The organism is Pontibacillus sp. ALD_SL1 (assembly GCF_017355605.1).
In genome coordinates this window covers 2,218,644-2,231,561 of record NZ_CP062974.1, presented here as the reverse complement: position 1 = coordinate 2,231,561, position 12,918 = coordinate 2,218,644, and the positions used below count along the sequence as shown (strand labels likewise).

The window sequence follows — 12,918 nt, the reverse complement described above, 5'->3', positions numbered from 1 at the left end:
CAATTGGATGTAAATATAAAGGAGGAGATATTTATTCGGGAGAAGCAGCTATTTGGCTATTATTTTGTATGGACACTTGCGATTGGATTGATTATTTACTTAGGGAAAAGTTATGAAATGGATTTACAGCAGGAGTATAAGATTACGTATGAGCGCCCGACTGCATTGCTGTTATTTACTACACTGTTTCCTGTGGGGATCGGTATTCTCTTGCGACTTCCTAAATTTATTTTAGAAGTTATGGCACGCACGCGGTGGACATTTGACTGGGTTAGAGGCTTGGCTGTCGGAGTGCCTGCTCTTGTGGTTGTCGCTTGGTCAACCTTGCCTCTAACTCCATTTGGGGAAGGAATGAGAATGCCTGGTTTAATTTTAGTAAGTCAACCTACGCTCACAACCGTTGCTGGAGTGGTTTTAGGATACTTGATGTTGGATAGTTTAAAGAAGGATTATTAGCGGAAAAGCGATTGCTTACTAATAATGGCTCCGTTTTGATGGAGAAACATACGAGGTAGCATTCTGATTAGCAGACCAAATTACGAAACGGGAAGGTTAATTGAATAAGCTATAAAAGACTTAGAGCTTCAATTTAAGGATGTTCTAATTTATTGAAATGCAGAATTTTAAACCGATATTGGTAATTGATGTTAAAATAAGTTAATAAGTTTGTTGTACTAACAATGCGAAGATATAAACTTTATAAAATTGGAGGATTCTTATGACAAAGGAAAATTATTATCGATTTGTAACTATCGGGCTTACATCATCTGTGATTGGATTTATACTTTTATTCTTCAGTACTAACTTTGGCACATTGATGGCTGATAAGGGTAGATCGGATCCTGATATGTTTCATATTAGAGTAGAAAGCTATATAAATAACTTCTTAGTTTCTGGTGGCATACTTTTCGGTATAGGACTTGTCACTCTGATTCTTATCCATTACATAAAGATGACTATTACGGAAGAGCAGTAAGCTATGTTTATGAAAATAAGAAGGACTTATAACGGTGCAATGAAAGCAGTCAAAGAAGATCGTAATAAAAGGTATTCAACTAAAAACCAAGATTAAATGAAGGAGCGGTAGATGATGAGTAAATCATTTATTGAACAAGTTCATTACATTAGAATCCCAGTAAAAGATTTAGAACAGTCCGCAGAATGGTATAGAGATGTATTAGGGCTCCAGTTATTAACTATTACGGAGGAACCAGTTGCGATTATAAAAGTAAATGAAGGCTCTTTTTTACTTGTGTTAGTGCCTACTGAAGATGAAACGTTTGCGCATTTTACAATTAATCATGAACAAGCATTTAGTATTGGCTTTACAAGTCCAAAATTATCTGAATTCCATCAACACTTAATGAATCATCAAGTTAAAGTGGAGAATATAGAAGAAGATAAAAATCATGCTTATTTCCATTTCTATGACCTGAATGGTAATAAACTTCAAGCACACTGGTAAGGTTTAGTGAATCAGTATTTTAGTCGGTGTAGGTTCTTTTATTGAAATTCAATAAGAGGTTTTTGTTTCCACTAGAGCGAAGATAATAAGGGAGGAAGTTAATCATAAGGAGGATATCGTATGGAGCTTGGTGCATTTTCTGTTAGCTTAACTGTAAAAGACATTAACAAATCTAAGGCTTTTTATGAAACGTTAGGATTCGATTCCCTTGGAGGTGTCCCTGATCAAGATTGGGTTATTATGAAAAATGGAAACTGTGTGATTGGGCTTTTCCAAGGCATGTTCGAGAAAAACATCTTAACTTTTAATCCTGGATGGGATCAAGATGCTAAAGAACTGGATTCTTTTACCGATGTCAGGGAACTTCAAAAAAAGCTAAAAGAAAGTGGAGTTAAAATCCTTTCAGAAGCAGATGAAACGAGTGAAGGTCCAGAAAGTTTTACAATTGAAGATCCTGATGGGAATCCTATACTTATTGATCAACATAGATAATTGAATTTAATAGGTTTTATCACAATCGGGTTATAAAAAAGGAGGAACAAACAAATGGTTTGTTCCTCCTTTCTTACAATTTTAGGCTTTCACGCGATACGCTTGATTATGCTTTTTCAACGAGTCGTCTGAACCAAATAGGAAGTGTTTCTTCATATCAGGGGAGTACTTAGAATTAATCGCTTCACGGCCAACTGTTTCAGCTACTTCACGAAGCATGCTGGGAGAAGCGCCGCAACATAACCCGAAGTAATTGACCCCTGTGTCTAGTGCATCTTTAGCCCAACTAGCAATCTCGTAACGGTTGCAGTAAAGCGGATCAAGAGAGGTTGGGAATGTCGTTTCTGTTGGTATATGACACGCACAACCGCCATCTGGTAGGTTAAAGAACGTTGGGTGTTCTTCTGAGGTGCGGTAGGGAACAGGTAGTGCAGCTACATAACCGTCACAAGCCTCACGAATTTTTTCTACAAAAGGCTGCATTGTAATAGGTCCGCGGAAGCAGTTCATTCCAACAACTAAAGCTCCTTGTTCTTGAAGCAAACGACAGGCTTCTTCTACTTCATAGCCGTCACGCATTCTATTCTCGCCCATAACGCCCAGCGTAATAACAGCAGGGAGGTCTTGCTTTAGCACTTCTTCAAGAGCAATTTGTGCTTCTTCATAGTAGTAGAACGTTTCTCCGTTTACGAAATCGACCCCCTCTTCTTTACACCAAGAGATCATCTCGGCAAACATTGTGCGAACGGCCTCTTTTGAAGACTCATCTTCAGGATTAAAGAGGTTTGTATTTGATATGTTTCCAGCCACAAGCGCTTCTTCGACTGGATTCTCCTGAGCCACTTCTTTTGCAAGACGAATTGCTTGTCGGTTAAGTGGTTCTAATAGCTCTTCTTTCCCAATAATGCGCATCTTCTCACGGTGAGCATTATAGGTGAAGGCTAACACAACGTCAGAACCTGCATTCATATAATCGCGGTAGGTTTGCTTTAGTGCTTGAGGGTTATCAAGAGCTACTTCAGGAACGAAGGATCCAGCTTGGAGGTAGCCTCGACGCTCCAATTCGAATAGATAGCCTTCTCCGCAAATAACCGGTCCATCCTGTAATCGTTGTTCGAGTGTTCGTTTCATGTTAATCAATCCTTTCGAGGGTGTAAGTAATAAGGAAGAGGGTATAAGAAAACCCTCTTCCTGAATAAGAAGAGGGTGTATGTAACAAGGCCTCCTCTTATCTGCCAGATCAATAAACGATCTGTAGGAATTAGCACCTTTTTCAAGACGATCCTTGAAAGGTTGCCGGGCGTCACAGGGCCTAGTCCCTCCGCCACTCTGGATAAGAGTATGTTATTTAATTAGTAAAGCTTGATATGGATTATAACGGGTAATATTTTCATCGTCAATCCTTTTTCAGAAAAATGTTAAGATTCTATTTTTTTGTAAGATAAGGTGGGAGGTATGGGTCATGAAGAGAACTCTACAGGTAAGAAATGTAAGCGCTGACGAGATTGATGATAAATTTTTAACAGAATTCGATCGCTTTCAAGAAACTAAAAATGTGTGGTATACGACTAACCAAACTGATGTAAAGATAAAGTCTGATTCTTTTATTGATAATTGGAGCGTAAAGCAGAAAAAGGATATTTCCATGTACTTAAAACGATGTATCGAAGAAGGGGGAGGTGTAGTAGCTGCCTTTGAAGGAAATCAGTTAGCAGGATTTGCAAATATAGAAAATCGTTTTTTCGGGTCAGCATATCAATATGTGCCACTTCCTTTTATTCATGTTTCAAATTCATATCGCGGGGAAGGCATAGGGAAACAATTATTTTATCAGTGTTGCGAGATCGCTAAAGACCTGGGAGCTGAGAAAATTTACATTGGCGCTCATCCGGCAGTAGAAACGCAACGTTTTTATCAATCCGTAGGCTGTATACTAGCGCAAGAGGTCAACGATGAAATCTATCAGAAGGAACCGTTAGATCTTCAATTAGAAAAGCTTTTATAAAAGCGCCTGCTCAAGTGCAGACGCTTTTCTTTATAAAGCAAGTTCGTATCGTTTTTTGTAGTGAGGATGAATTAGATAATAATAAGGATAAGCTTTACTGTACGTTAGCTGAATGATTGGACCTGCAAATAGTACACCAGTTGCAGTGCCTAGTCCAACAGGGCCTCCAATTAAGAGCGCTGATGTTGATGTAGTAAGCGCTACAAGTGTTTGGCTAAGGCGTAAGCTTATTTTGAATCTGCTTGCGATGGCTAAAAAGAGCTGGTCCACAGGCGCTCTTGGCAAGGCAGGCAGAATATACATCCCTACTCCGACAGCGCTAAGAGTAATTCCGAGCATAAGCGCTCCAACCTGTAACAAGAATGGGGAGTGGAGCAATGTGAAGTTATGAAAAACGACCTCGAGCCAAAAGTCTAGAATTAAGCTTTCTAATACAAGCGGTATAATGGCACGCGGTTCCGGTGTCTGCTTCATGAGCCAGCCATTAGCGAAAATAAACAAGAACTGAAAGAGGGCGTACCAAACACCGACAGTAAATCCAAGTTGATCAGATAATCCCACAAACAAAGCTGTCCAAAATCCCGCGCCTAAAGTGGCTTTAATAAGTAATGCCACACCGAAAAAGTTAACCAACATACCTAACAGATAAATACTTACGCGATATATCATTCTTGACCCTCGTCTTTCCTTTAGTATCAGGGCTTTTGTAACCTTGAGCCATTCTAGTACGCATTAGAAGTTTGGGTCAATCTAAAAAGAAGAGCTGTAGATTTTGAAAGAATTTTCTGATAAAATAACAAAAAGAACGAGTTTGGGGGAGTTATCATGTTTCCGTATGGTTCAAGTGTAGCGTGGAAACGTAAAGGAAATAACGTGTTGTTCTACTATGCTGCTTTAGGTGTGGTGAGTTTGTTCCTATTGCTTCTGTTCCAGTCGGGCCTTACTTCAAGTGATAAGCTTTTATTAGGGGGCACTTTAACTATTGGAGTAGTAAAGGCCTTATACTATTATTCAATAAGAAAGAAGTCATACATTGAATTTCATGAAGATCATCTTGAAATTGCGCAAATTCCATTACTAAAGAGTAAACAAATAAATTACAATCAGATTCATAATGTCGTTATGATTAACAATGATATGCTGACGTTAAATATGGTCGATGGATCAGAAGAGACCATCTATCGCGATAAGTTAACGGATGTTACCTTTAATCAAGTAAAGGGTATCCTTGTTGATCAACTAGGTCCTAGATCTGCTCATTTATAATAGAGTTCGGAAAATGGGATTGGCTTTTTAGGAGTGCTCAACTTAACTGTTGCACTTCTTTTTTATTTGTCTTTAACTTCTTCAAGTTTTCCTCTTCGTACCTTCATTAAGAAGTTTCATCTTATCAAAAAGTATTATTGTTTGAGCTGGTTCCTTTTCCTTATTTTAAAAATGGGTAGTTTAGTTCGAAGGGAAATGAGGGATAGTTCAGAAATTGTAATGTAAAGAAGGGAGTTGATGGTTTGGAAAATTCGAAGAAAGATATGCCGCTTTTTGTGGCGGTTTTGCCGCTACTCATTATGATTGTGGGGATGGGATTTACGATCATTAAGTATGAGGGGGCGCCTCATGTACCTTTATTGTTAGGGGCTTTTTCAGCTTCTATTATTGCTTTACTTTATGGGTATTCATGGGAAGCTATTGAAAATAGTTATTATAAAGGTATACATAAATCGTTACCAGCAATAGTTATTTTAATTTTAGTAGGCCTGATTATCGGTTCATGGATTGGTGGGGGAATTGTAGGGAGTTTGATTTTTTATGGACTTAAACTCATATCACCTGGCTTTTTCCTCGTCTCCATTATGCTTCTATGTACAATTGTTGCCTTATCGATTGGAAGTTCATGGTCGACGATGGCGACAGTAGGTGTTGCAGGTATGGGTATTGGAATTAGTATGGGGATTCCAGAACCAATGACAGCTGGGGCTATTATTTCAGGAGCATATATGGGTGATAAGATGTCCCCTTTATCAGACACGACGAACTTGGCTTCAGGAATAGCTGATGTGAACTTGTTCGAACACATTAAACATATGCTTTATACTACGATTCCAGCTTATCTAATTGCATTTTGTATCTTTTTCTTTTTAGGAAGACAATTTTCTGTAAACGGTTTCGAAAAGGATAAAATTGAAGGAATTATGACGAGCTTGGAGAGCCACTTTCTTATTTCTCCTTGGTTACTTCTAGTTCCCCTTGTCGTCATCATACTCGTTTTATTTAAAGTTCCTGCATTGCCTGCTTTAAGTATTGGGGTTATTTTAGGTTTTCTTTGTCAGATTGTAGTTCAGGGAGATCAAGTAGGCACGGCTGTGACCACACTTTACGATGGCTTCTCACTAGAGACTGATAATGAGATGATTCGTGAACTGCTTAATAAAGGTGGATTAAGCAGTATGATGTACACAATCTCGCTTACTCTTGTAGCCATGATTTTTGGAGGTGTATTAGAAGGTATGGGGATGCTTGAGAGGTTGATGGATGGCATTGTCAGTTTAATACGCTCTGGTAGAGCACTCATTCCAACCACTATTTTCACCTCATTCCTTACGAACATATCGATGGCAGAGCAATACATCTCTATTATTATACCTGCTCGTATGTACGCGGAAGTATATCCTAAGCATAACCTTCATCGTAAGAATTTATCTCGAGCGGTTGAGGATGGAGGTACAGTGACAAGTGTTCTTGTCCCTTGGAATACAGGAGGTGTTTTTGTAGCAGGGACGCTTGGTGTTCAAACGCTCTCCTATGCACCTTATGCTTTCTTTAATATCATTACACCAATTCTGTCGATTATTTTTGCCATTATAGGTTTCAGCATTGTGAAAAATAAGATAGAAGAAAAGTCAGGTCAGTCGACTTCAATGTAACAAAGTAAGGACTAAGCCTCGCAAGGGGTTAGTCCTTTTTTTATGATTTCCGTACAAATGATGGGCACTTTGCATAGGATGGGGTGATGAATTTTTTGAAGGGGATGATGAATGTGTATTATGGTTCACACATTGATCCGTATCAGGATGGTGCTTCATACGGCACAACTGAAATGAGTAGAAGCAACCAGCGCGTAGCAGAAGCGCTGTTAAGAGGAATAAAGGGTGAGGCGACAGCGGTTGACTTCTATAGTCGCTTAGCGCAAGCTGCACCTAGCGAAAAGGATTATATAAATATCGTTCAATCGTTGAGGAAAGAGCAAGATCATTTGAACCGATTTACGGATCTGTATACAGAGATTATGGGTAATCGTCCAACGTATCAAATCAATCCTATTTCGTTTCATACGTATGAAGAAGGTTTAAATAAAGCCTATGACATTCAGTCTGAAAATTATGAAGTGTATCGTGAACATTATGAGCAATCTCATCTTTCACCGGTCCACGATGTATTCTTAAGAGCTTGTAATGACGAAGTGGAGAATGCTGAACGATTTAATGCACTATCATCTGATGAAACACGTCTGACATTGCAAGATTACGGTGGAGAGCCTTTTGTTATCGATATTAATAAGGCCACTCTTGAAAACGATACGTTCCGTACAGCTCTGTGGACCGGCGAACATTTTCAAGTCACATTAATGAGTATACAGCCTGGAAGCGACATTGGGTTAGAAGTTCACCCTAATGTAGATCAATTCATTCGACTTGAGCAAGGAGAAGGTTTGGTACAGATGGGAGACACGAAAGACCAGCTTACGTTTGAACAAAAGGTTGGGGATGACTTTGCCATCATGGTACCAGCAGGGAAATGGCACAATGTGAAGAATATCGGAGACATACCGATGAAAGTGTATGTTATTTATGCACCACCTGAACATCCATTTGGTACGGTTCATGAGACGAAGGCAGATGCAATGGAAGCAGAAGAATAAGGGAAAGGTGCAGTGACTTCCTCACTGCACCTCTTTTTATTTGTCACAAATTAAGTTAAGGGGTAGAAGCTGTTAACTTATAAGTTTCTCTACCAGTTTTATAACCTTACTTTGAGCTGTTCCAAACCTCTTAGTAAAAACATCTTCCGCCATGTAGGAGGTGTATGTCGGGCGAGCTCCAGATTTGGGCAAGAAGTTAATAGATGTCGGAGAGCAATTTTCCCTTCTAATCTAGCAAGCGGTGCACCGAGGCAAAAGTGAAAGCCAAACCCAAAGGCTACATGCTGATTATTGGACCTCGTTATATCGAAGTTGGATGCATTTTTAAATTTCTGTTCATCTCTGTTCGCTGAGCTTAAAGAAGCAAAGATCACATCACCTTGTTTTAAAGTCTTGCCGTGAAACTCACGGTCATCTTCCACCCAGCGAGCGGTTGAGAAGTCAACTGGGCTATAGTAACGGAGCCCTTCTTCAATGGCGCTTTCAATTAAACTGTGGTCCTCTTTTAGTTTATTGAATTGATCGGGATGTTGTAAGAGCGCGTAAATCGTATTGGCTATTAAATTCACTGTTGTCTCATGACCGGCGATGATAAGAAGTACAACCATTGAATAGAGTTCATTACGACTTAATTGTTCACCTTCTTCTTCGGCTTGAATGAGGTTTGAGATGAGATCGTCTTTAGGTTCATGACGGCGGCGCTCGAACAGCTCACATAAATAAACTACGAAGTCTTTGACGTCTTGTGAGAATTGAGGGTGTTCCCCTTCGGATGCTGATACAATTGTGTTAGACCATTTTCGAAACGAGTTACGGTCTTCAGCTGGCACTCCTAGCAGCTCACTAATGACGATAATCGGTAATGGGAAAGCAAACTCATCGATTAAGTCTACAGGGCCTTGTTTTTCTTTCATTTCTTCAATTAATTCTTTGGCAATTTCATCAATCCTTGGGCTTAAGCTTGAGATCGTTGTGGGATTAAAGTAAGGCGTGACAAGTTTGCGAAGTCTTGTGTGGTCGGGTGGGTCAAGGTCTAGCATCATATTACTGAAAATATTTTGCTCAACACTTTCCTCATCTTCATTTGGATATAATTTTGAGAAGTCTTTCAAGAAGCTTGGTGTCTTTAATAGTTCTTTCACATCACTATAGCGCGTCACCATCCAGGTCGTCTGGTTATGTACTTCTGACATCTTGAAGATCGGGTTTTCTTGGCGAAGCTCTTCGTAAAACGGATAAGCGCCTTCTTTGAATTGAGACTGAAAAATTTTTTCTTTTGTACTCATGTCTTCCCTCCTCTTTTATTACAGTATAAAAGAGTAAGAATAATCTAACAAACATTATTTACCAAAATTGTGTTAAGGTTTTAGTGGGGGTGATTACACTGGACGAATCCTACTATGTAGGTTGGGGGACGCTTGCTTTAATTAATGCTGCTCTAGCTCAAGGGAAGAATCGGACTGGTTTGAATTGGTTCCTGTTGTCGTTGTTTGCGGGTCCAATTGCGACGTTATTGCTTCTCTTTAGTGAAAGCGAAAAGAGGTCTAATTGAGTTGTACTCTTAGATCTTGTACAATGACGAGAGTACATAAGACTGAGTAGGGATAGGTGTCATCATGAAAAAACATATCGTAATTGGAGGCGGAATTGTCGGGGCCTCAACTGTCTATCATCTGGCTAAAGCAGGTGAAGAAGTCACACTCGTTGACCGACAAGATCGTGGGCAAGCCACTGAAGCAGGAGCAGGTATTATTTGCCCTTGGCTAACGAATCGTTCAAATAAATCCTGGTATCAACTCGTTGAGAACGGAGCAGCTTACTACCCCGAGCTGATTGAAGCGCTAGAGAAAGACGGGGAGACAGAGACCGGATATAAACAGGTTGGTGCCATAAATATTTTTGATACTGAAGAGAAACTAGACCGCAAAATGGAAGTCGCATTAAATAGAAGAGAAACGACTCCAGAAATGGGGGAAGTGACAAGGCTATCAGCTGAAGAGACACATAAGCTGTTCCCTGTATTATCAGAGGAATACTGTGCTGTACATGTAAGCGGTGGTGCTCGTGTTAATGGGGGAGCCGTGAGAGATGCTCTTTTGCGGGCAGCTGAGAAAAATGGGGCTGAAATAGTTGCTGGAGATGCCTCACTTGTATATGAAGGAAATCATGTTACAGGTGTTAAAGTAGATGGAGAACAGTATAAAAGTGATCAAGTTCTGGTTGCAGGTGGTGCATGGGCTAAAGAGATTCTAAAACCACTAGGTCTACATTTTGAGGCTCGTCCACAAAAAGCTCAGATCATTCATTTGGATCTCCATGATTGTGATACAAGTGAATGGCCGGTCGTCTTGCCACCATACAATCACTACATTTTAGCATTTGAACATGGAAGGATTGTTGTAGGCGCTACTAAGGAAGATGAAGCTGGTTTCAATAGTGAGGTCACAGCTGGTGGAGTTTCTGAACTATTAGACAAAGTCCTTCGTGTTGCTCCAGGGCTCTCAGAAGGTCATTATGTTCAAACTAAAGTCGGCTTTAGACCGTTCACACCAGGATCAAGACCTGTACTTGGCAAGGTCCCTGATGTAGAAGGGCTGTTTGTAGCAAACGGTCTAGGGGCATCTGGATTAACTAGCGGGCCGTATTTTGGAATGGAACTTGCTAACATTGCTATGGAGAAAGAAACGAAGATTGACAGAGCCGATTTTGACCCAAGTTTAGCCATCCAATGATACAAGTCATCGCTCCGATAATGAGATCGTGTTGTAGAAGGTAAGGTGAGTAGTTTGGAGGTTACATTATTATCAATATTTTCAGCTATCATTATATTGATAACTGTTTATTCAATGGTAAAAGTATTCATCATTGCTAAAAAACGAAGTGAGATAACATCGGTTCAATATAAAACTTACGTAACCATTACGATAGCTTCAGGCATAGTCATAGCTACTATATTACCTTTTGCTTATCACAAGCTAATGGAAATTATATTGTTTCATTAACCGTTCTAAAAAACATCTAGCTGGTCTGCTAGATGTTTCTTTATGTCTTTAACAGATTAAAGGGTGCCAGACACCGTGTTGTGCGTTAATACGATAAATGAGTGAAGGGTGTCTGGCACCCTTTAATGCTTTAGTAAGATGATGAGTATGTGGTTGTGGTAAACTTAGGGTGAAGTTTGAAAGAAGTGAGGCAATAGAGATGGAAGAAGATAATAAGAGACGAATAGGATGGAAGGATTTTCTGCATCTCGTTCGTGGGACAAACCCTTCGAAGGGGCGTATGGTCATTGCTGTGGCATTCAGTGTGCTTTCTACAATAGTGGGGCTAATCATACCGCTTCTGACGAAAGGATTTATAGATGATTTCACACTTCAGTCCTTCAAATGGGTATATGTAGTAGGGCTATTTGTGATTTTTCTTTTACAAGCGATTGCAAGTGGGGTATCAATCTATCTTTTAAATTATGTAGGTCAGCAAATTGTCGCAAGCCTACGAACAAGGGTGTGGGATAAACATATTAAGCTGCCGGTCTCGTTTTATGACCAGACAAAGACTGGAGAAATGATATCTCGCATTATTAATGATACAAGTATTGTAAAAAACTTAATTACAGATCATGTGACGAAGTTCTTTACGGGGTTAATTTCGATCATTGGTTCAATCGTCATCCTTCTTTATCTAGACTGGAAAATGACAATCGTCATGTTAATAGCGGTTCCTTTAGCTATTGGGATAATCATGCCTTTAGGGCGGAAAATGTATAAGATCTCTCGTAGCTTGCAAGATGAGACAGCTGCGTTTACATCCACAACAACTGAGACGCTTTCTGAGATTCGTCTTGTGAAGGCTTCTAATGCTGAAGGTAGGGAATTCGATAAAGGGCAAAAGGGTATTTTTCACTTATTTCAGTACGGTGTGAAAGAAGCGAAGATTCAGGCAGTTATTGGTCCATTAATGACACTTGTAATGATGGCGATGCTTGTTATTGTACTAGGTTATGGAGGTTTCCGCGTTTCTTCAGGTGCCCTTACTGCAGGGGACCTTGTTGCTTTTATCTTGTATTTGTTCCAGATTGTCGTTCCTTTAAGTCAATTTACGAACTTCTTCACTCAATTTCAAAAAGCAGTTGGAGCTACGGAGCGAATCGTCGATATCCTTTCTCATAATGAAGAACCACTTGTGAAAGGTATTAGTTTAGGAGAAGGAAAAGCTTCAATCACGCTTAATAAGGTCCAATTTGCATACGATCCTTCAGAACCTGTTCTTAAGGATGTATCCTTTACCGTTTCACCAAATGCTGTTACAGCAGTGGTGGGACCAAGCGGAAGTGGGAAGACTACATTATTTTCTTTATTAGAACGCTTCTATTCTCCTACCCATGGAGAAATTACGTATAACAACAATCCCATTGACTCGTTATCTCTAAAAGAATGGCGAAGTCAGATCGGATATGTGTCACAAGAGAGTCCGATTATAGCAGGTACAATTCGAGATAACATCATGTATGGGTTGGATCGGGAACCTACTGAGGAAGAGGTGCAACAAGCTGCGCGCATGGCTTATGCAGATGAGTTTATCACTGCATTCCCAGCTGGTTATGATACGGAAGTCGGGGAACGTGGTATAAAACTTTCTGGAGGACAACGCCAACGGATAGGAATTGCTCGCGCGTTAATACGCAATCCGCAGATTCTATTATTAGATGAGGCCACCTCAAGTTTGGACAGTAAAGCTGAAATGGTCGTTCAAAAAGCACTCGATAATCTGATGAAAGACAGGACGACCATCGTGATTGCTCATAGATTGTCGACCGTTATTAATGCGGATCAAATTGTTTTCCTGGATCAAGGAATCGTAACGGGAATCGGTAATCATGCAGAGCTTTACCAATCTCATACAACTTACAAGCAATTCGCTGATCAACAACTTAAAATGAAACAAGGATAAGCAGATAGGCTACGCCCCTATCTGCTTTATTTGTAATTGCAGCTTATCCTTTATCTCACTGAAGAACAACAGCGTGCCAGACACGCTTCT

General features: G+C 39.9%; 14 protein-coding genes and 1 riboswitch. Of the genes, 11 read left to right on the top strand and 3 right to left on the bottom strand.

The features are described 5' to 3' along the window. Positions 1-3: 3 nt before the first annotated feature. The 4 genes from IMZ31_RS11325 (at position 4) to IMZ31_RS11310 (ending at position 1,957) form a co-directional block, all read left to right on the top strand. Positions 4-456 (top strand): hypothetical protein, encoded by a 453-nt coding sequence (locus IMZ31_RS11325; protein ID WP_207527481.1) that lies wholly within the window; start codon positions 4-6, stop codon positions 454-456. Positions 457-718: 262 nt separating this feature from the next. Next, positions 719-976 carry a hypothetical protein gene (locus IMZ31_RS11320; protein ID WP_207527480.1) on the top strand — a complete coding sequence of 86 codons (258 nt, stop codon included), beginning with the start codon at positions 719-721 and terminating at the stop codon, positions 974-976. 114 nt (positions 977-1,090) lie between these two features. Further along, on the top strand, positions 1,091-1,465 hold the full coding sequence (locus tag IMZ31_RS11315) for a VOC family protein (RefSeq protein WP_207527479.1): 375 nt from the start codon (positions 1,091-1,093) through the stop codon (positions 1,463-1,465). 120 nt (positions 1,466-1,585) lie between these two features. Then, a complete protein-coding gene (locus tag IMZ31_RS11310) occupies positions 1,586-1,957 on the top strand; it encodes a VOC family protein (RefSeq protein WP_207527478.1) in 372 nt (123 codons plus the stop codon). 81 nt (positions 1,958-2,038) lie between these two features. On the opposite strand, the gene IMZ31_RS11305 is transcribed toward IMZ31_RS11310, so the two are convergent. Then, positions 2,039-3,088, bottom strand: coding sequence for a homocysteine S-methyltransferase family protein (locus tag IMZ31_RS11305; protein ID WP_207527477.1), 1,050 nt, complete (start codon positions 3,086-3,088; stop codon positions 2,039-2,041). Positions 3,089-3,182: 94 nt separating this feature from the next. Then, positions 3,183-3,297, bottom strand: a riboswitch (SAM riboswitch). Between the two features lie 122 nt (positions 3,298-3,419). Here IMZ31_RS11305 and IMZ31_RS11300 point away from each other — a divergent pair. Beyond that, positions 3,420-3,962 (top strand): GNAT family N-acetyltransferase, encoded by a 543-nt coding sequence (locus IMZ31_RS11300; RefSeq protein WP_207527476.1) that lies wholly within the window; start codon positions 3,420-3,422, stop codon positions 3,960-3,962. 30 nt (positions 3,963-3,992) lie between these two features. Here IMZ31_RS11300 and IMZ31_RS11295 read toward each other — a convergent pair whose 3' ends face one another. Continuing rightward, on the bottom strand, positions 3,993-4,631 hold the full coding sequence (locus IMZ31_RS11295) for a YczE/YyaS/YitT family protein (RefSeq protein WP_207527475.1): 639 nt from the start codon (positions 4,629-4,631) through the stop codon (positions 3,993-3,995). Between the two features lie 156 nt (positions 4,632-4,787). On the opposite strand from IMZ31_RS11295, the gene IMZ31_RS11290 reads away from it, so the two are divergent. The 3 genes from IMZ31_RS11290 (at position 4,788) to IMZ31_RS11280 (ending at position 7,878) form a co-directional block, all read left to right on the top strand. Then, positions 4,788-5,228, top strand: a complete 441-nt coding sequence (locus IMZ31_RS11290) for a hypothetical protein (protein ID WP_207527474.1) — start codon at positions 4,788-4,790, stop codon at positions 5,226-5,228. Positions 5,229-5,491: 263 nt separating this feature from the next. Beyond that, positions 5,492-6,883, top strand: coding sequence for a Na+/H+ antiporter NhaC (gene nhaC / locus IMZ31_RS11285; RefSeq protein ID WP_207530379.1), 1,392 nt, complete (start codon positions 5,492-5,494; stop codon positions 6,881-6,883). 86 nt (positions 6,884-6,969) lie between these two features. After that, positions 6,970-7,878, top strand: coding sequence for a cupin domain-containing protein (locus IMZ31_RS11280; protein WP_242705543.1), 909 nt, complete (start codon positions 6,970-6,972; stop codon positions 7,876-7,878). Between the two features lie 98 nt (positions 7,879-7,976). Here the strand turns inward: IMZ31_RS11280 and IMZ31_RS11275 are convergent, their stop codons facing one another. Next, complete coding sequence (locus tag IMZ31_RS11275; RefSeq protein WP_207527473.1) at positions 7,977-9,164, bottom strand: cytochrome P450 family protein; 1,188 nt, start codon at positions 9,162-9,164, stop codon at positions 7,977-7,979. Positions 9,165-9,253: 89 nt separating this feature from the next. Between IMZ31_RS11275 and IMZ31_RS11270 the strand changes: the two genes are divergently transcribed. The 3 genes from IMZ31_RS11270 (at position 9,254) to IMZ31_RS11260 (ending at position 12,828) form a co-directional block, all read left to right on the top strand. After that, positions 9,254-9,430: a hypothetical protein gene (locus tag IMZ31_RS11270; RefSeq protein WP_207530470.1), complete on the top strand. Its 177-nt coding sequence runs from the start codon at positions 9,254-9,256 to the stop codon at positions 9,428-9,430. Between the two features lie 64 nt (positions 9,431-9,494). After that, positions 9,495-10,610 carry an NAD(P)/FAD-dependent oxidoreductase gene (locus tag IMZ31_RS11265; RefSeq protein ID WP_207527472.1) on the top strand — a complete coding sequence of 372 codons (1,116 nt, stop codon included), beginning with the start codon at positions 9,495-9,497 and terminating at the stop codon, positions 10,608-10,610. 463 nt (positions 10,611-11,073) lie between these two features. Then, complete coding sequence (locus tag IMZ31_RS11260; RefSeq protein ID WP_371825500.1) at positions 11,074-12,828, top strand: ABC transporter ATP-binding protein; 1,755 nt, start codon at positions 11,074-11,076, stop codon at positions 12,826-12,828. The last annotated feature ends 90 nt before the right edge of the window (positions 12,829-12,918 follow it).